General features: G+C 61.3%; 19 protein-coding genes, 5 tRNA genes and 1 pseudogene. 9 read left to right on the top strand and 16 right to left on the bottom strand.

All coding sequences use genetic code 11. The annotated features are described in order from the left end of the window. Positions 1-41 precede the first annotated feature (41 nt). From ACP7E3_RS08220 to ACP7E3_RS08205, 4 genes and pseudogenes are all read right to left on the bottom strand, one after another. Positions 42-245 (bottom strand): annotated as a pseudogene (locus ACP7E3_RS08220) (HAMP domain-containing protein); the annotation flags it as partial. Positions 246-1377: 1132 nt separating this feature from the next. Continuing rightward, positions 1378-2214: a regulatory signaling modulator protein AmpE gene (gene ampE / locus ACP7E3_RS08215; RefSeq protein WP_046384724.1), complete on the bottom strand. Its 837-nt coding sequence runs from the start codon at positions 2212-2214 to the stop codon at positions 1378-1380. Then, positions 2211-2774: a 1,6-anhydro-N-acetylmuramyl-L-alanine amidase AmpD gene (ampD, locus tag ACP7E3_RS08210; protein ID WP_017845463.1), complete on the bottom strand. Its 564-nt coding sequence runs from the start codon at positions 2772-2774 to the stop codon at positions 2211-2213. The genes ampE and ampD overlap by 4 nt, the downstream gene beginning before the upstream one ends. Positions 2775-2835: 61 nt before the next feature. After that, complete coding sequence (locus ACP7E3_RS08205; RefSeq protein ID WP_426122817.1) at positions 2836-4986, bottom strand: DUF1631 domain-containing protein; 2151 nt, start codon at positions 4984-4986, stop codon at positions 2836-2838. Positions 4987-5228: 242 nt separating this feature from the next. On the opposite strand from ACP7E3_RS08205, the gene nadC reads away from it, so the two are divergent. After that, entirely contained in the window at positions 5229-6077 is an 849-nt protein-coding gene (gene nadC / locus ACP7E3_RS08200) for a carboxylating nicotinate-nucleotide diphosphorylase (protein WP_046384727.1), read from the top strand. Between the two features lie 43 nt (positions 6078-6120). On the opposite strand, the gene ACP7E3_RS08195 is transcribed toward nadC, so the two are convergent. The 4 genes from ACP7E3_RS08195 to ACP7E3_RS08180 all read right to left on the bottom strand — a co-directional run bounded on the left by ACP7E3_RS08195 (position 6121) and on the right by ACP7E3_RS08180 (position 8533). Next, on the bottom strand, positions 6121-6426 hold the full coding sequence (locus tag ACP7E3_RS08195; RefSeq protein ID WP_426122814.1) for a DUF6388 family protein: 306 nt from the start codon (positions 6424-6426) through the stop codon (positions 6121-6123). Positions 6427-6559: 133 nt separating this feature from the next. Further along, positions 6560-6635: transfer RNA gene (locus ACP7E3_RS08190), tRNA-Thr, on the bottom strand. A gap of 39 nt (positions 6636-6674) precedes the next feature. Further along, complete coding sequence (locus ACP7E3_RS08185) at positions 6675-8084, bottom strand: O-antigen ligase family protein (RefSeq protein ID WP_426122812.1); 1410 nt, start codon at positions 8082-8084, stop codon at positions 6675-6677. A 35-nt stretch (positions 8085-8119) separates the two neighbouring features. Then, the gene (locus ACP7E3_RS08180; protein WP_017845468.1) at positions 8120-8533 is read right to left on the bottom strand and encodes a pilin; all 414 of its coding nucleotides are present in this window, start codon (positions 8531-8533) and stop codon (positions 8120-8122) included. A gap of 201 nt (positions 8534-8734) precedes the next feature. Here ACP7E3_RS08180 and ACP7E3_RS08175 point away from each other — a divergent pair, with 201 nt between their 5' ends. Genes ACP7E3_RS08175 through yacG form a run of 4 tightly spaced genes read left to right on the top strand, consistent with a single transcriptional unit; the run spans position 8735 to position 11623 of the window. Further along, positions 8735-9943 (top strand): type II secretion system F family protein, encoded by a 1209-nt coding sequence (locus tag ACP7E3_RS08175; protein WP_426122810.1) that lies wholly within the window; start codon positions 8735-8737, stop codon positions 9941-9943. Beyond that, positions 9940-10806, top strand: coding sequence for a prepilin peptidase (locus ACP7E3_RS08170; RefSeq protein WP_426122808.1), 867 nt, complete (start codon positions 9940-9942; stop codon positions 10804-10806). Before ACP7E3_RS08175 ends, ACP7E3_RS08170 begins: the two co-directional genes overlap by 4 nt. After that, entirely contained in the window at positions 10803-11426 is a 624-nt protein-coding gene (gene coaE / locus ACP7E3_RS08165; RefSeq protein WP_046384731.1) for a dephospho-CoA kinase, read from the top strand. Before ACP7E3_RS08170 ends, coaE begins: the two co-directional genes overlap by 4 nt. After that, positions 11423-11623 carry a DNA gyrase inhibitor YacG gene (yacG, locus tag ACP7E3_RS08160; RefSeq protein WP_017845472.1) on the top strand — a complete coding sequence of 67 codons (201 nt, stop codon included), beginning with the start codon at positions 11423-11425 and terminating at the stop codon, positions 11621-11623. The genes coaE and yacG overlap by 4 nt, the downstream gene beginning before the upstream one ends. Here the strand turns inward: yacG and ACP7E3_RS08155 are convergent. From ACP7E3_RS08155 to ACP7E3_RS08140, 4 genes are all read right to left on the bottom strand, one after another. Continuing rightward, complete coding sequence (locus ACP7E3_RS08155; protein ID WP_003171680.1) at positions 11620-11835, bottom strand: hypothetical protein; 216 nt, start codon at positions 11833-11835, stop codon at positions 11620-11622. The genes yacG and ACP7E3_RS08155 overlap by 4 nt on opposite strands. Positions 11836-11911: 76 nt before the next feature. Beyond that, positions 11912-12601 (bottom strand): energy-coupling factor ABC transporter permease, encoded by a 690-nt coding sequence (locus ACP7E3_RS08150; protein WP_426122805.1) that lies wholly within the window; start codon positions 12599-12601, stop codon positions 11912-11914. Then, positions 12598-13065, bottom strand: a complete 468-nt coding sequence (locus ACP7E3_RS08145) for an FAD/FMN-containing dehydrogenase (protein ID WP_426122803.1) — start codon at positions 13063-13065, stop codon at positions 12598-12600. The genes ACP7E3_RS08150 and ACP7E3_RS08145 overlap by 4 nt, the downstream gene beginning before the upstream one ends. 171 nt (positions 13066-13236) lie before the next feature. Next, positions 13237-13986 (bottom strand): hydroxypyruvate isomerase family protein, encoded by a 750-nt coding sequence (locus ACP7E3_RS08140; protein ID WP_102617159.1) that lies wholly within the window; start codon positions 13984-13986, stop codon positions 13237-13239. A 167-nt stretch (positions 13987-14153) separates the two neighbouring features. Here ACP7E3_RS08140 and ACP7E3_RS08135 point away from each other — a divergent pair, with 167 nt between their 5' ends. The 4 genes from ACP7E3_RS08135 to ACP7E3_RS08120 all read left to right on the top strand — a co-directional run bounded on the left by ACP7E3_RS08135 (position 14154) and on the right by ACP7E3_RS08120 (position 17473). After that, positions 14154-15056: a GntR family transcriptional regulator gene (locus ACP7E3_RS08135; protein ID WP_126587497.1), complete on the top strand. Its 903-nt coding sequence runs from the start codon at positions 14154-14156 to the stop codon at positions 15054-15056. A gap of 164 nt (positions 15057-15220) precedes the next feature. Then, complete coding sequence (locus ACP7E3_RS08130; RefSeq protein ID WP_017845475.1) at positions 15221-15850, top strand: DUF1780 domain-containing protein; 630 nt, start codon at positions 15221-15223, stop codon at positions 15848-15850. A 90-nt stretch (positions 15851-15940) separates the two neighbouring features. Next, positions 15941-16114, top strand: a complete 174-nt coding sequence (locus tag ACP7E3_RS08125; RefSeq protein ID WP_016976295.1) for a DUF3094 family protein — start codon at positions 15941-15943, stop codon at positions 16112-16114. Between the two features lie 60 nt (positions 16115-16174). Beyond that, the gene (locus tag ACP7E3_RS08120) at positions 16175-17473 is read left to right on the top strand and encodes an NAD(P)/FAD-dependent oxidoreductase (RefSeq protein ID WP_017845476.1); all 1299 of its coding nucleotides are present in this window, start codon (positions 16175-16177) and stop codon (positions 17471-17473) included. 115 nt (positions 17474-17588) lie between these two features. On the opposite strand, the gene ACP7E3_RS08115 is transcribed toward ACP7E3_RS08120, so the two are convergent. From ACP7E3_RS08115 to ACP7E3_RS08100, 4 genes are all read right to left on the bottom strand, one after another. After that, a tRNA-Pro gene (locus ACP7E3_RS08115) sits at positions 17589-17665 on the bottom strand. 94 nt (positions 17666-17759) lie between these two features. Next, positions 17760-17835 (bottom strand) — tRNA-Lys (locus ACP7E3_RS08110). 5 nt (positions 17836-17840) lie between these two features. Next, positions 17841-17917: transfer RNA gene (locus ACP7E3_RS08105), tRNA-Pro, on the bottom strand. Between the two features lie 10 nt (positions 17918-17927). Next, a tRNA-Asn gene (locus ACP7E3_RS08100) sits at positions 17928-18003 on the bottom strand. Positions 18004-18175: the final 172 nt, after the last annotated feature.

Raw genomic sequence — 18175 nt, 5'->3', positions numbered from 1 at the left:
ACGGTGTGCCCGACGCGCTCGATCAGGTCGTGGATCTTGGCCACGGTGCCATTGAACACTTGGCCCAGTTCGCCCAACTCGTCGCGGCTGCGGGCGACAAACGTGACGGTCATATCGCCCGCCGCCACCTTGTCCATCATCGCCCCCAAGCGCCGCAACGTGGTACGCGTCGAGGCATAGAAACCGGCGTACAGATAAAAGATCAGCAAAAACACCGCCGCCAGGGCCGACACCAGTACGACCATGTGCGTGCGGTTTTGCGTCAGCCGTTGCTCCAACTGCTGTCCGAGGAAACCCAGGGTGGCCTCATTGAGTTGGTAGGTCTGGGCCATCAGTTGACTCACGTCGTCGTAAAAGCCCTGCCACGGTGCGTCGAGGGTTTCGGCCATCACCACCTGCTCTTCAAACAGTTCACTGCCTTGCTTGAGGCTCGCGTTGCTGGCCTTGGCCAGGCTGTCGAGCGCTGTGTGGGCGGCTTTGCTGGAGCCCAGGGCGTCCTGCAGCTTCAAGCCGTATTCGGCCTGGAGTTTTTCCAACTGCTGCAACAGCTCGTCGAAGCGCGTGCTGGAGGAGGAGTTGAGAAAACCCTGGCCGAGGGAGTACGCGCCCATTGCCCGCCCTTCGCCCAACGTCTGGGTGACTTGCGGCGTGACGCCGGTGATCAGTTCGCTGAGCTGGCGCAGATCACTCTGGGGGTCGCGGCTCAAGCCGGATTGGCTGGCGATGATCTGGCTGAGCATCTGCGCCTTGTTCAGCAGTTTGCCGATCAGCGCACTTTTGCTCTGTAGCGATGACTCCTGTTGCTGGGCCTTGAAGGCGCCGACCAGCTCGTCGCGCTTGGCGTCGAAGACGGCGACTTGCTCGGGGTCGGAGGCCATCGCGCTCAGGCCTTGCAGGCGCGCCAGCACACTCTGTTCCAGGGTGTTGATCGTGCCCTCCAGATCGCCCGCCTTGCCGGATTGGCCGAGGGTCGCGTTGATCTGCACCTGGTTGTTGAGGGTTTCCAGGTCACGGCGCAAGGCCAGGCTGCTGCCGAGCAAATCCAGGCTTTGCAGTTCGATGCGGGTGCCCTGGAATTCACGCCAGGAATCGCGCACCAGGAAATAGTTGGTCGCCAGCATCGGCAACAGGAACAACACGCTGATCAAACTGAACTTCATGCCGAAGCTCAGGCGGTTCATCAGCGCGACGGCGGGATAGAGCAAGCTCTTCACAGGTGAACTCCCTTCCTATTATTTTTATTTGAGGCGCAGGGCGGCGGCAGATAGCCACTATTTGGCGCTCTACTTGTATAGCTCAAATCGCAAGGGAGTTTTGTAACGTAAAGTTAACGCGCTGTGGGAGCAGGCTTGCTCCCACAGGGATTGAGCGTGACCGCTAGGGCAACACGGTCCAGATGGCGAAACCGGCATACCACAGCACCGCCGCGCGCAGCAGCAGTTCCCACAGGCGATCCAGACTGTTGATGCCGTCGGCCCCCACCACCGGCGGCGGGATTTCGGCGGCCACCAGGCCGACTTTGTTCACCAGTTGCGCGGCACTGATGTCCCAGCTCAACAGCTCGTGGAGCATCACTCGGCTGACCGCGACAAAGTTGCCCACCAAGGCGAAACTCGCCGCCAGCAAGCGCACCGGCAACCAGTCAAAGGCATGCCGCAGTTGCGCGGCACGCTCGGCCACCAGAGGGTTCTGACTGTGTTCGCTGGCCAGCGCCAGCAGGCGATAGGCCAGGGCTGCGACCGGGCCCAACAGGAAATACCAGAAGATCACCGCAAAGAAGCTCTGATAGGCCTGCCACAGGAGATACCCCTGGACACGTTCCAGCAACTGCTCGCCACTGTCGGCAGCGACCTTCAGGTCACGCTCGGCCACATGCTCGGCGGCCTGCAGGTCGCCGCGCCGCCAGGCATCGCGGAACGGGCCAAGCCCCGCCAGCAGATCACCGCGCCCCAGGCTGTAGATCAGCACCAGCAAATGCACCGGCAGCGCCAACAGGCCGTAGGCCACCGGTTCCAGCACCAGCAGCAACAACGCCAGCACGGCCACCGGCAGCAACACCAGCAGCGCCAGAATCAACCAGGGCTGTTCGCCCAGGCGCGGGCTCGATTCCAATCTGGCCAGTTCGCGCAGCCATCTGCCGTCGCGCTGCAACTTTTGGCGCAAGGCCGAGAATTTCTCGATCCAGACCGCCAGCACCAACACCAGGAAACTCATTGTGCGTGTCCTCCATCCTGCAGGGCGCTGCGAAAGCGCATCCAATCAAAAGCGGGCCCGGGATCGGTCTTGCGCCCCGGGGCGATATCGCTGTGACCACAAATGCGCTGACGGGTGATGCCCGGGTAAGTCGCCAGCAACTGACGTGTCAGGTCGATCAGTGACGCATATTGGGCATCGGTAAACGGCAGGTCATCCGTACCTTCCAACTCGATCCCCAGGGAAAAGTCATTGCACGTTTCGCGCCCCTCGAAGCTGGAAACCCCGGCATGCCAGGCGCGGTCGAGGCAGGACACAAACTGCGTCACCCCTCCGTCGCGTTCAATCAGAAAATGCGCTGACACGCGTAGGTCGGCAATCCCTGCAAAGTAAGGATGTTCCGTGACATCCAAGCGATTCTGGAAAAATTCCTGCACCTTGCCGGTGGCGAACTGCGCCGGCGGCAGGCTGATGTTATGCACCACCAACAGCGAGACTTCACCTGCGGGGCGCTCGTTGAAGTTGGGCGAAGGGCAATGACGAACACCCTGGCACCAACCGCTGGCGGGGTCCAACTGCATACAGGTTCCTTGAACGTGACTAAGTCTGACCAGTATGCCGCGTTCAGCCCTATGGTTGCGATCACTTGCCGCGATTGAGTTGACGCAAGTTACCCGCCACCGTCGCCAGCGCACGCTCGAACAGCAGGGCTTCGTCCAGGATACGCAACGCACCACGCTTGAACGCCAGGGCCAGTTGGCCGGCGCTGCGCTCGAGTACCTTGAGCCCGGCGCGGTTGACGAAAACATAGCGATCGGCCGGTGCCATGATCGCGTTCAGTTTGCCGCGCAGAGCGGTTTCCTCGGGTTCCAGGAACTCCAGCCAAACGCCGACGCGCAATTGGCGCACCTTGAGCAGGTCGGGATCATCCGCGGCCAGGTCCTGCGCGGCATCGGGCAGGCCAGGGTCGAACACGAAGGGCTCCTGCACCTCGATCAACCTCTCGCCGCCCTCGAACGCCTGAACATGCAAGGCCTGCAGCCGAACAAAGAACTCACGGGTGCTGAAAGGGTCGAACCCCGCGCCGCTCATCCCGTCGCGCAAGGCCTTGAGCAACGCCGGCAACTGCTCCAGCAGATGCCGCCCGGCCTCGGTGTCGTCGTGCAGGCTAACGCTCCAGATCAACTCGTCCAGGGTGCGCAGCCCCGCCTGCCATTGCACCGATTGCTCACCGTGCTTGAGGCTGGCCAGCAACAGCACCTGGCTCCAGGCCTGTTGCACAAACTGCACCACCGAGCGCGGCAGGACCTTGCCCAGCAAACGCCGGTTCAGCACGTCGGCCACGCGCTGTCGGGCCGCCTCGTTACGCAGGCGCGCTTCCTCGGTATCGCGGGTGTGCTGTTCGAGCAATGCACTGTGCCGGCGCTCGTCAGCGGTAAACGCGCAGAACTCCGACAGCAGTTCGGAAAAAATCGCCGGGTCTTCGGCAAAATCATTCAGCAACCGCTGCACCACCTGCTCGATGCGCAGGTACAGGCTGTCACGCGGGTTACCCTCAGCCGGGCTCCAACCGATGGCGGCACTGGCGATTTCGTTGAGCAGCCGCCGCGCCGGATGGCCGGCGCGGCTGAAAAGGCTCTTGTCCAGCACCGCCAGTTTGAGCATCGGGATCTGCAACCGGGCGATCAAGGCCTTGAAGGCGTCCGGGACGGCGTGGTCATTGAGGATGAATTCGAACAACAGCGCGACCAGGTTGATTACGTCTTCGTCGGCCTCTTCCACGACCCGGGATTTGCCGCTCTTGACGCTGACTCGGGTCAGCAGTTGCTTCAACTGGTTGCGCAGGTCGAAGTCGTCCTCGACATCCGGCTCCGGCACGTATTGCTGCAAATGGGACAACAGCCGCAGCAGGTCGCGGGTGGCAATGGGCTGGGGCTCGGCGCTGGCTTCCAGGGTCGGCGCGACACTGCCGCGCACGGCGCCCAGCAGCGCTCGCAAGGTAGAAAAGGCGTGCTCGCCATTTTCGTCGACTGGCTGGTCGGCGCTTGGCAACCGGGCTTCACGCGTCTGCTTGCACGGTACGCGCCCGCCGGAACGACGGGCCGGCACCGCCTTTAGTTCAGGCAGCACGCCGGTGGCGACCAGCAACTGATTGGCCTCACCGTACAGGTGGTCGGCGTCGCTGAGCACGTACTTTTCAAAGAGCTTGAGCATGACCAGCTTGACGCGAATTTCCACGCCCAGGCTGCGCCCCGCGCGCAGGAAAAACTCGCACAGCAGCGCCGGCCCCAGGGGGTTCTCGCAGTCATCCATGGACCTGCCGAGCAAGGCGCCCAGGCGAGTGGTCAGTTGCCCCAGGGCGAGGCCGTCGCGATGCTGCACCCGCCCGAGCATTGCCTCCAGCGCCAGGGCTTTTTCCAGGTCGTCCCTGAGGATGCCGGGCACCTTGTCGTAGGACACCACCGGCACCAACTGCCGTTCACCGCGCCCTGCCCCGCCCAGGTTGGCGAAGGCCTCGAACAGTTGCCCCATGAACACGCGCTCGAAATTCTTGCGCTTGAGACGCAGGTCGCGCATGGCTTCAAAGAAAATATGGTGGTCGACGTTGTTAAGGGCCTTGTCGGCCATTTCGAACAGGGTGTCGTCGGCGTTATCGAACAGCTCCTGCAAACCTTGCTGCAGTTGCTGCGCAGCCTTGTCGCGAACCTGCAGCAACACCACCGGTAGGCGCGCGAGCGGCGATGGCGTGGTCTGTGCCTTATTGATCGGCACCACCTTTCCGTCGTTGTGCATCCAGGCCTCCTGAAACGGCGGTGTGGGTAGGGCAAAGTCGGGGCAGGCCCAGTTGGGCACTGCGAATATCCGGTTACCACCAGGACGTCAAAGCTATGACGCCAATTGCAAGGCGCGAGATTATCTTGCAAATGGGGGTCGTTGCGCCAGCGAACTCTGTCATAGCGCTGTAAATGAGCACGCCACTGGGTTCAAACGCGCACAGCCCCTATAATCGGCGCACTTTGTTTGTGGAGCCTGTTATGCCGAATCTCCGTCTTGCCGACCTCACCGCCGAAATCGAAGCCAACGTGCGCCGCGCACTGCGCGAAGACATCGGCAGCGGCGACATCACCGCGCAATTGATCCCGGCCGAACGGCTGGCCAAGGCCACGATCATCACCCGCGATGCGGCCGTTATCGCTGGCACGGCCTGGGTGGACGCGGTGTTCCGCCAACTGGACCCGCGGGTCGCGGTGCATTGGCTGGTGGCCGACGGTGAACGCGTCAGCCCCAACCAGGCACTGTTCCACCTAGAAGGCCCGGCACGTTCGCTGCTCAGCGGCGAACGCAGCGCGCTGAATTTCCTGCAGATGCTCTCCGGCGTCGCCACACGCGCCCAGTACCTGGCGGATAGCGTCGCGAGCACCCAGGTCAAGTTGCTCGATACGCGCAAGACGCTGCCGGGCCTGCGTCTGGCGCAGAAATACGCCGTGACCTGTGGCGGTTGCCACAACCATCGCATCGGTTTGTATGACGCGTTCCTGATCAAGGAAAACCATATCGCCGCCTGTGGCGGTATCGCCCAAGCGATTTCGGCCGCGCACAAGATCGCCCCGGGCAAACCGGTGGAAGTCGAAGTGGAAAGCCTGGACGAATTGCGCGAAGCGTTGGCGGCGGGCGCCGATATCATCATGCTCGACGAACTGAGCCTGGACGACATGCGTGAAGCCGTGCGCCTGAACGGCGGCAAAGCCAAGCTGGAAGCCAGCGGCGGGATCAACGAAAAAACCCTGCTGCCCATCGCTGAAACCGGGGTGGACTACATCTCCATCGGCGCGATGACCAAGGATGTGAAAGCGGTGGACCTGTCGATGCGCCTCAGTATCTGAAGCCCGTTGCAGGAGCCGGGTTGCCGGCTCCTGCAACAGCGGTTCAGACCACCAGGTTATTCATCTCGCAATACTCTTCCCATTCGACACCGAGCACTTCAGCCGCCTCTTGGTGCAAGGCCAGCCGTGCGGCTTCGAACTCGTCCGCTGACGAGGTGTACTTGAGGCTCAGCTCCCATGGCTGGAGGCCCTGGCTCTCGGCCTCGTCCTCGAATGCCCACTGGATCTGGTCGCGCTGATCGTCAGCGCTCAGGTCCTTGATCTCTTCTTTAAGCTGCGGCGATTCCCCGAGGTATTTGTAGAGGGCTGCTTGGTGCCGAACTTCCTGGGTCATTTCAGTCGTGGTCATGTTGTTCTCTTAGATCGAGGAATGGGGATGCATCTGGGTCATCAAGGTTGCGCAGATACAAAAGAGCGGGCACGAATGCCGACTCGCCTGGCCTTCAGAACCATTCTGGGATCATCTGAAAACGGTGTTGCTTTGGTGCCCGAGACAGGAATCGAACCTGCGACCTTCGCGTTACGAGTGCGCTGCTCTACCGGCTGAGCTACACGGGCGGTGGGCTAAAGCTAGCACCGCATCGGGCGTCCGGCAACTCACTGACGTCGCAGGGCAATCACCCCTTGGGCCCAGAAGCGCGGCTGCAGGTGTTGGTTGCCACCTTCAAGATAGTCTTGCTGGGCTTGCTCGATGTGCGGGGCATCACGCATCACGACCCACACCAGCAGGCCAACGGACAGCACCGCCGCCACCCGCCACCCTGCCCAGGCCCATGGCAGCGACGCGCCAGGAGCGGCGCGCCACACGTGCAGCGCCATCAACCAGCCCACCACCAGCGCCAACCAGACCTGCGAGTTGGGCATCACGATGACGCCGTCGACCATTGCTTGCGTGAGCGCGCCCAGCAATGCCGCGAACAGGCACCCGCGCAGCAAGTCCACGCGCGCTGTAGAACAAGCCCGCGCCCACAACACGCGGAGGGTGGCCCAGCCACCGCGCCACGCCAAGGCAGCCACGCACAAGGCCGAGGGAACGCCCCACTCGCTGGCCCATTGCAGGATTGCCTGGTGCGGGTGCGCGGCGATCGGGTTGGCGATATCCGCGAAATGCATCGGCCCGAACCCCAGCCACGGACGCTCGACGATCATGTGCCAGGCCTGCCACCAGATCGGGCCACGCCCCGACAGCGAAGTGGTGAGGCGATCGCTGACGCCACTGCCGACCTCGACACCCAGCGCACCCGTCAACAGCGTGAACAACGCCGTATACAGCAACAAACCGCCGCACACCGCAGCCAATTGCCAGGCCAACCAGCGTCGTCCCCACGGCCCGAGCAGCGCCAACGCCACACCGGCCACCGCCATGCCGAGCCAGGTGCCGCGGGTGCCGCCGCTGATCGCGATCAACCACCACACACACAGCAACGCAAACACCGCGCCGCGCACGGAGCGGGAGACCTTGGGCATCAGCAAGGGCAGCGCCAGCAATGGCAGGGTGAAGGTCTGGAATTGACCGTAGAAGCGCTTGTTGGAAAACCCGGACAGCAACGCGTCCGGATCAAGAACCCGCGCGCCACTGGCGAAGGCGAGCGCGCCGGCATACAGGTATTGGATCGACTTGATCAGGCACAGCAGCACCACCATCAGGATCAGCACGCGGTCCAACGGCTCACCCGCGCGTCGGCGCAGCAGGGCAACCGCGACGGCGATCGCCCCACAGCTGATGAACAGCGCGACCTCGGTGAAGGCCCAGAGCGGCTGATGGGCCAGTGCCGATGACACCAGGCCCAGCCCAACGATCAGCACCAGGCCCAGGGCCGTCGGCCGGTCCACCAGACGCTCGACGGGAGCGACCGTCAGCCCATACACCACCGCGCCCAGGCCCATGGCCACCTGCATTGCGCGCTGCCAGTCATGCCCGCTGAACGGTGCGCAGATACCCAGCGCGAGCAAGCACGCTGCAATCACCAGGAACGTCTTGTCGCGCTGCTGCGGGGATAACGACATCGGCCACCTTTACGTCCGTGCGCAGGGTTTGGCAGTCATGCCCCGTCGGCGCCACACCCTTTGGCGGCGTACTTGGCCTCTGCCGTCGTGGCGCATTTCCAGCCGGCGGTGGCGCTGCGCGTCAGGGTAATGGTCTTGCCCAGTACCGGTGCCGGGGCGTCGAGGATTTCGCAACTGATGGAACCGGCGCCGGTGGCGACATCCCCTGCCACATCGATCTTGCAATTGGCGGTCGGGCTGGTGCCACCGATCAATGCCACGGTTGGCACTGTGCCTTGGTTGAATACATCCTCGTAGCCGGCTTTCAACGCGGTGATTTCAGCCAGCCCGGCCGTGAACTTGGCCTTGGCCTGATGCGTGGTGTACATGGGCAAGCCAATGGTGGCCAAAATGCCGATGATTGCCACGACGATCAATAACTCGATCAAAGTAAAACCTTTCTGACGCATCACATTCCTCTCCAGAACAGAACCCATGACAAGGCGCGTCCTGCGCCCCGTATCGTGCAGCCGCGCCAGTGTACTCACCCGCGAGCGGCCAATCGCGTCCAAGACGCACAATCTGACATTTTATCGTTGAACGCCGAGCAATCCGAATCCGTCACCTGGCTACGCTATAAAGATTCGACGACCTGTGTGCGGAACAGAGACATGACCAACGCTGCCACGACATACGCCTGGGAAGGCATCAACCGCCAGGGACGCAGGGTGTCCGGGCAAACCGTCGGCCACGACCTCGCGCGGGTCAAGGCACAACTGCGCCAGCAAGGGATTTGCCCTGGCCGCGTGCGCAAACAATCCGCCGGCCTGCCAAGCCTCGCTGCGCCGATCAAACCGGCGGACATTGCCCTGTTCACCCGCCAACTGGCAACACTGCTGAAGGCCGGCATTGCGTTGCTGCAAGCCTTCGACGTGATCAGCGAAGGCTTCGACAACCGTCACATGTACAGGCTGGTAAAAGGCCTGAAACAGGAGATCGGCGCCGGGAATACCCTGGCGTCGGCCCTGCGCAAACAGCCGCGCTACTTCGATGACCTGTACTGCAACCTGGTGGCGGCGGGTGAGCAGGCCGGCGCCCTGGAAACCCTTCTGGAGCGGGTGGCGGATCACCTGGAAAAGAGCGAACGGCTCAAGGCCCGGATCAAGAAGGCCATGACCTACCCCATCGCGGTCATCGTGGTCGCCAGCCTCGTCAGCAGTCTCTTGCTGATCCATGTGGTGCCGCAATTCCAGAACCTGTTCGCCAGCGTCGACAGCGAGTTGCCCGGTTTTACTCGGTACGTGATTGCCTTGTCCGAGTTCCTGCAACAAGCCTGGTGGATGCTGGCGCTCAGCCTGGGCGCGGGAGGTCTGGGGTTGCGCCGGGCCTATCGCGTATCGCCCGGTTTTCGTCATTGGCTGGATGCCGGTTTGTTGAAAGCGCCCCTGGCAGGCACACTGCTGAAAAAGTCGGCGGTCGCCCGCTACGCGCGCACGCTTTCAACTACGTTCGCGGCCGGAGTGCCGTTGGTGCAGGCCCTGGATTCAGTGGCCGCCGCTGCCGGCAACCAGCTATTCAAACAGGCTATCGAACATATGCGTCACGATGTATCCACAGGCATGCCGTTGAATCGGGCCATGGCTACCAGCGGTCTGTTCCCTGGCATGGCGATCCAGATGACGGCGATTGGTGAAGAATCCGGCACCCTGGAGCACATGCTGGAAAAAGTCGCGAGCCACTATGAGTCGGACGTCGACACGCTGGTCGACCAACTCACCAGCCTGATGGAACCGCTGATCATGGTGGTGCTCGGCGGGATTGTCGGCGCTTTGGTAATCGCCCTGTACCTGCCGGTCTTCCAACTCGGTACGGCATTTTGAGCCTGCTGTTGAGCCAGCAGCCATGGGCCTTTGTCGCCATGGCAATGGTGCTGGGCTTGATCGTGGGCAGTTTCCTCAACGTGCTGGTGTGGCGCCTGCCGAAAATGCTTGAACGGGAATGGCGCGCACAGGCCCATGAAGTGCTCGGTTTGCCCGGCGACCCCGTCGGGCCGAGATACAACCTGATGCAGCCCAATTCCTGCTGCCCGCACTGCAATCAGCCGATTCGGCCGTGGGAAAACATCCCGCTGCTCAGCTTCCTGATGCTCCGGGGCCGCTGTGCCCATTGCCGCGAAGCGATCAGTGCGCGTTATCCCTTGACCGAACTGGCGTGCGGGTTGATCTCGGCCGTGGTGGCCTGGCATTTTGGCTTTGGCTGGCAAGCGGGCGCAGTGATGCTGTTGAGCTGGGGCTTGTTGGCGACGAGCCTGATCGACGTCGACCACCAACTGCTGCCCGACGTGCTGGTCCTGCCGCTGTTGTGGCTGGGGCTGATGCTTAACAGCGTCGAGCTGCTGGTGCCCCTGCCCGATGCACTGTGGGGTGCGGTGATCGGCTACATGAGCCTGTGGACGGTGTTCTGGCTGTTCAAGCTGGCCACCGGCAAGGACGGCATGGGCTACGGCGACTTCAAGTTGTTGGCGCTGCTCGGCGCCTGGGGTGGCTGGCAAATCCTGCCGATGACGCTGCTGATGTCATCGCTGGTGGGCGTGTGCGGCGGGCTGATCCTGCTGCGTCGGAGCAAGATCCAGGCGGCCACGCCGATGCCGTTTGGTCCCTATCTGGCAATTGCCGGCTGGATTGCCGTGCTCTGGGGTGGTCAAATAACCGACTTCTATTTGCAGTCTGTCGGTTTCAAATGACCACTCCTGTTGCAACACCCTGGATTCTTGGCCTTACGGGCGGCATCGGCAGCGGCAAGAGCGCCGCGGCCCAGCACTTCAGCGACCTCGGCGTAGACCTGGTAGACGCCGATCACGCCGCGCGCTGGGTGGTCGAACCCGGCCGGCCGGCGCTCGCCAGCATTGTCGAACACTTCGGTGCCGGCGTGCTGCAGCCCGACGGCCAGCTGGACCGCGCCGCATTGCGCAAGTTGATCTTTGAAGTGCCGCAAGAACGCCGCTGGCTGGAAGCCTTGCTGCACCCGTTGATTGGCGAAGAGATTCGCAACCACCTGGCGCGTGCGCGCTCGCCTTACGCGATCCTGGTGTCGCCGCTGCTGATCGAATCCGGCCAGCACAGCATGACCCAACGCATCCTGGTGATCGACGTGCCGCAATCCCTGCAGATTCAGCGTACCCTGCAGCGCGACGGCATCAGCGAACAACAGGTGCAGGCGATACTCAAGGCCCAGTCCAGCCGCGAAGAGCGCCTGAGCCATGCCGATGACGTGCTGGTCAATGACCGCGACCTCGCCTGGTTGCACAGCGAGGTCGAACGACTGCACCACTTTTACCTTACTTTGCGTGGAGGCCGATCATGAGCCAACCCTTGACCGTCGAATGCCCAACCTGCGGCGCACCCGTGGAATGGAAAGCGACCAACCTCAACCGGCCGTTCTGCTCGGACCGTTGCAAGCTCATCGACCTGGGTGCCTGGGCCGCTGAGGAACATAAGATCCCCGTGGCGCCGGACGCCGAAGACGAGCTGTTTTCCGAAGACCTGCCACCGCGCCATTAAGGCCGCATAAAGGCATATTCCTGCTGGTCGTCGAGGTTCTCTGCCAGGTATTGCAACTCGTCGGCCAGGTCTTCGAAACTGCGCACGCCCTTGCTCTGCTGCACCACCGCGCTGAGCATCGCGCGCAAGGTCAAGCCTGGATCAAAGCCGATTTCTTGTGCCGCGTCCTGGCTTCTGCGCAACTCCTGACGTGCCCATTCATACACACTCATGATCCGTGCTCCCATCTTGCTCAGGAAAAGTTTCGCAAAGCATGGGCCCGCCACGCTGGGCGCGATTTGATCTGAGTCAAGTCTGCGAATTGTCGTCTTTCCAGGGCGCCGAGAGGTAGCGCGTGCGGTTGAATGTCTCCAGCCATTCCGGGCAAAACACCACCAGGGCGCTGATGACCATGCCGTTGATGAAGGCCTCGGGGAAGATGATCAGCCACAGGTAACCGATAAAATCCTCCAGCCATTCCGGCATCGCGAAACGCCCGTCGAACCACAGCAACCCCAGCCCGGCCAACAGGCAGAGCAAGGCCGACAATGCAGCGGCGAAAAAGCCGGAACAGAAGATATAGACGAACGGGTTACGCGGTTGTGCCCGCTCGACAAGCACCGCGCAGGTTTCAGTGACCAGCACCGGCAGCACGATCAGCAGCAGGCCGTTGATGCCCACGGCGGCCAGGTCCTGGCGACCCAGCAACAGCAAGCCCAACTGCGCGGCGAAACCGCCGACGATTGCCAGCGGCCAGTCGAGCAGCAGGGTCACGGCCGTCATGCCGATAAAGTGGTAGGAGACCCCGGTATCGAAGTCCCGCCTCACCAACCACAACATGAATAACGCGAACACCGTACCGAACAGCAAATGCTGGCGCCGCCGGTCAGTAAACAGCTCGACCCACGGCGAACGCAAGATCGCCCACAACAGCACCGGCGCGTACAACAGCCAGCCGATGCCGAGGGTTCCCGGCGCCAGCACCGCGGCACTGATCACGGTTTCACCTGCTCCAGGGCCTCGCGCAGTTCAGCCGAAGAGCCGTACTCGTGGCGCGCTGTCAGCTTGCCGTTATTCAGTTGCAGCCACAGCACCTTATCCACAGGCGCGGGATAACGCGGAGCGATGCGTGCGTCCCGGTCCAGCATGACCCGGTAGTTGTAGGACTGCATGGCCGGCACCGCGAACAGCTTGGCAACCAGCCGAGGCATGCGCTGGATATCCGCGACAAACACCCCATGCCGCGCTTCGAGATAGCCTTTGGGCTGGCCTTGCAGGGCGGCGTCCACCAGCTTGGCGGCATCCATGCTGCGGGCCACCAACAGGACCTGTGCCTGGTCATCCAGGGTGTAGGCCTGATCGAACTGATCCAGCAGAGTCCAGGGCGCCACGCGCTCACCCACTTCAACCGCCTGGGCCCACACGGGCAACAGGCTCAACAACAGCACGGCGAAAAACTTCACTGCACACCTCATGCTTGGGAAAAAACCGAGTCGACAGTCTACACCGGGCTTTCTCCCTGGGACCTCCTGCAGTCTGAACGAATGCGGAAAAACCACAGCGCGGGCAGCAGGAGAACACTGAGCCTCAGGATGCTCTCGCCGCCCCTGGTTGCGCCTCCGACGCATCGCCAACTAAGCAGTGAACGGCTTGATCCAATCCAAGCTTTCAACCGTGACGCCGGTCGGGCGGTATTCACAGCCGATCCATCCCTGATAACCGCGCTGTTCTAATGTGGTGAACAGCGCGCAGAAATCCATGCTCCCCGTGCCCGGCTGATGACGCCCCGGACAGTCGGCGATTTGCACATGCGCGGTTCGTTCGTAAAACCGCGCCAGGACATCCGCCGCGTCTCCAGTCAGGCGCTGAGCGTGGTACAGATCAAGAATCAGCCCGACACTCGGGAACGTCTCCAGAACGTGCTGCGCCTTGCTGAAGTCGGACATGTAATAGCCCGGCATTTCCTGCGCGCAGATGACTTCGATCAATGGCCGCAAACCCTGGTCTTCAAAATACTTGACGGTGTATTCCAGGTTGCTCTCGTAGATGAGCGCCGCGTCATCCCGAGTGGTAATGCCCGACATGATGTGGACGTCCGAACAACCCAGCGCCTTTGCATAGTTGGCGGCCTGGAGCAAGCCACTGCGAAAATCGCCTTCCTTGCCATGCAAGGCCGCGATGCCTTTGGTCAGGCCCGCCGGAGCGGAAAATTGAATCAACGGCAAGTTGTGTTGAGCCAAATGATCTGCAAGCAGACTCGCGTCGAACTCATAAGGCGACGGGAACTCAACCGCACGAAAACCAGCGGCGGCGGCGGCTTCGATGCGTTGCAGGAATGGCAATTCATTGAATTGAAAGCCAAGGTGAGCGTTGAATTTCAGCATAAGGCAGGTATCCGTCCAGGAAAGGAGCTTTAAAAAGTTGTTCCACAAGTTCCTGCGTCTTCGGCGCAGATACTCGGCACTGCCGGGTATGGTATTTTCCCACCCCAGTTCGATGTGGCCCTGCCCCGACAGGCACGGACTGACGCCGACCATTCAAGAGAGAGCCTGTGATCAAGAAAGACCTTGCCTTGCAGCTGGCACCGAAGGTCATCGGCATGGTTCGCGCCCGCTCGATGCGGGCCGGCGAGCCATTGCGCGAGCAGACGTTCGCTCAAGCGCTGGGCGTTTCGCGCTCGCCTATCCGACGAGTGTTTGCCTTGCTTGCCGAGTGGGATCTTGCGACTCAAGAACCCAATCGCGGCTACTTTCTGAAGCAAGACGCTGGGGATATCCAGGAGTCCGCATTCCCTCTGGCCAGCGACCCTTTCGAAGACTTTTATCTTCGCGTAGTCGACGATATTTTGGCTGGTGAAATACCCGCCCAGTTTTTCGAAGCCCAACTGTTGCGGCGTTACGACGTGCCTCGAGGGCAATTGCTCAAGGTATTGAACCGACTGGCTGGCGAAGCCATGGTGGAGCGCAAACCGGGGCAAGGATGGGAGCTCAAAGACTTCGTGCATAGCACGACGGCTCACATCCAGAGCTACCGTTTCCGCATGGCTATCGAGCCGGCGGCCCTGCTCGAGCCCGGCTATCAGGTCAACCAAACCGCATTTGCCCAAGCCAGGCAGCAACAACAGGCCCTGATCGACGGGGGCATCAACACGCTGTCCCGCGCCCAACTGTTCCAAATCGGCGCCCAGTTCCACGAACTGATCGTGCAGTGCTCGGGGAATGTCTTTTTCATTGATGCTCTCCGCCAGCAGAACCAGCTCCGGCGCTTCATGAGCTACAAAGCGAACGTCGATCGCAGTCGCCTTGTGACGCAATGCCAGGAGCACATCCATTTGCTCAACCTCATCGAGTCCGGTCGCCGCGAAGAAGCCGCGCAGTTTCTCTGGAGGCACCTGGACGAAGTGGGCCGGCTCAAAACTCATCAGGGCATCCTGCCAAAAAATGATGGGATCTAGAGAGCACCGCTGGCATCGATGAACCGCGCGCGCTCTGAAATTCGCACATCAGCTTAGCATGATTGTTCTCTACGATAACAAAATACAAAATGGCGAACGACAGACTTTATTTTTTCGCGACGGAGTATGTTTTTAAGATCACATTTGGGCGCTAAGCTGCACGCATGGATGACTCAGATTATTTGCGCCTGCTCACCGTGGCAGCCGAACAAGCCAATGCGTTCCTGTCCAATGCCCGTAAATGGGAGCGTGAGCGTTGGGTCTGCCAGCGCCTGCTGCAAGGCTTGAACGTGCCGTACCGCGCCGAAGAGTTTCATGCCGCCGGGCAAGAACCGCCGGACGTGCTGTTTCGTGACGCCAGTTTCGAAGTGTTTTTCGTGCTGGACGAAGGACGCCGCCTGAACGATGAATGGCGCGACGAATTGCTGCGTCGACGCAGTGCGTTTTCCCTCAGCCAACTGGTCAGGCGCGAAGCCAAGCCGCGGCGGATTCCGGCCCATGAATTCCTGCTGCGCCTGGCGCCGACCCTGCGCAAAAAAGCGCACAACTACAAAGAACGCGGGATGGACCTGGGCGAGCTGGATATCGTCGCCTTCGCCAGCCTCAAGCGCGAGGTGCTGGACCTCAACAGTCATTTCCCACCGCCCACCGAATACTTGCGCCAGGGCTGGCGCTCGCTGTCGCTGGTGGGGCCGACGTTTGCCCGGGTACTGTTCGCCCACCCGGACGCGCCGGATTTCTTGCGCAACAATCTGGGGCGCAGCATCGTGTTCGACGTGGGCATCAGCCTGTGACGCGAGCACAGGCTACGCTTATGGCGATACCGCCAACCCCCTGACTGTAACGTGGCGCCCTTTTGCAACGTCTACCTGACGAGGCCTTATATGACCAGCCGCCTGAACCCCGACGACCAACAGCATGTCGAAGAGTACCTGCAACTCTCCCAGAACCGAGTCGAGCGCAAGCCTTTCCGGCCGTGGCTGCTCCTTGGTGTGGTGCTGGTGGTGGTGATCGGGCTCGGCCTGCTGAGCCGCCTTTTGAGTTACCTGACGCTATGAGCTGCCTGGCGCTCGCGGGGGTAACCGCTCCGATTTCTTTTAGCCTTGCGAGATATCCCCATGACCCATCGTATTATTATCGTCGGCGGCGGCGCCGGCGGCCTGGAGTTGGCTACCCGCCTGGGTAAGACTCTGGGCAAGCGCGGCACCGCCAGCATCACGCTGGTGGACACCAACCTGACCCATATCTGGAAACCGCTGCTGCACGAAGTGGCCGCAGGCTCGCTGAACTCTTCGGAAGACGAACTCAATTATGTCGCCCAGGCCAAATGGAACCACTTCGAGTTCCAGCTGGGGCGCATGAGCGGGCTCGACCGTGAACAGAAGAAAATCCAACTGGCCGCGACCCTCGACGAAGAAGGCCGCGAACTGGTGCCTGCGCGCGTGCTGGGCTACGACAGCCTGGTGATCGCGGTCGGCAGTACCACCAATGACTTCGGCACCGAAGGCGCGGCGCAACACTGCCTGTTCCTCGACACGCGCAAACAGGCGGAGCGCTTCCATCAGCAGTTGCTCAACCACTACCTGCGCGCCCATGCCGGGCAAACCGACGTGGTGGAAAAGATCAGCGTGGCCATCGTCGGCGCTGGCGCCACCGGGGTTGAACTGGCGGCCGAACTGCATAACGCCGCCCATGAACTGGCAGCCTACGGGCTGGACCGGATCAAACCGGAAAACATGCACATCACCCTGATCGAAGCCGGCCCACGGGTCCTGCCTGCCCTGCCAGAGCGGATCGGCGGACCGGTGCATAAAACCCTGGAGAAGCTCGGCGTGACGGTGCTGACCAACTCGGCGGTCAGCGAAGTGACGGCCGACGCGCTGATCACCAGCAGCGGCCAAGTGATTCCGGCCAGCCTGAAAGTGTGGGCCGCAGGCATCCGTGCGCCCGCCTTCCTCAAGGACATCGACGGCCTGGAAACCAACCGCATCAATCAACTGCAGGTGCTGCCGACACTGCAAACCACCCGCGACGAAAACATCTTCGCCTTCGGTGACTGCGCCGCCTGCCCGCAACCCGGCACCGACCGCAACGTACCGCCACGCGCCCAGGCCGCGCACCAGCAGGCTTCATTGTTGGCCAAATCGTTGAAGCTGCGGATCGAAGGCAAGGACCTGCCATCGTACAAGTACACCGACTATGGCTCGCTGATCTCGCTGTCGCGCTTCTCGGCGGTGGGTAACCTGATGGGCAACCTCACAGGCAGTGTGATGTTGGAAGGCTGGTTGGCGCGGATGTTCTATGTGTCGCTGTACCGCATGCACCAGATGGCGCTGTATGGGGTCTTCCGCACGGCGATGCTGATGCTGGGCAGCCGGATTGGGCGCGGAACTGAGCCACGTCTCAAACTTCACTAAACACGCGATCAATGTGGGAGGGGGCTTGCTCCCTCCCACATTGGTGTTGTGTTGGATTTGGGATAATTTCAGGCAAAAAAAATCCCCGTATCTTTCGATACGAGGATTTTTAATATGGTCGGGGTAAGGGGATTCGAACTCCTGACATCCTGCTCCCAAAGCAGGCGCGCTACCGGACTGCGCTATACCCCGGTAAAACAAAGGCGACCTCTCAGCCGCCTTCTTCGATCATGGCTTTTGGCCGCTGATCTTAAGATCTGATTCCAGCGTTAACTGGTTTCAAAAATGGTGGGTCGTGTGGGATTCGAACCTACGACCAATTGGTTAAAAGCCAACTGCTCTACCAACTGAGCTAACGACCCAAAAATGGTCGGGGTAAGGGGATTCGAACTCCTGACATCCTGCTCCCAAAGCAGGCGCGCTACCGGACTGCGCTATACCCCGGTTTTGAAATTGGCTCCGTGACCAGGACTCGAACCTGGGACCCAATGATTAACAGTCATTTGCTCTACCGACTGAGCTATCACGGAACTACACATTTCAAATGTACAACTTTTACTGCGGTGTAACCTTCTCTTCGATGCGTCCGTATCGCTACGTTCGCGTCTCTGAGGCGCGCTATTCTACAATCTTAAAAACCCCTGTCAACCCTTTAAATTGCTTTTAAGACAATGATTTGCGCTTCTTTCTGATTTCTTCTTG

Source organism: Pseudomonas sp. PSPC2-3 (genome assembly GCF_049898265.1).
GTDB classification, from domain to species: Bacteria; Pseudomonadota; Gammaproteobacteria; order Pseudomonadales; family Pseudomonadaceae; genus Aquipseudomonas; species Aquipseudomonas veronii.
Note: the sequence above shows the minus strand (reverse complement) of the source record. Positions and strands in the feature narration are given on the sequence as shown.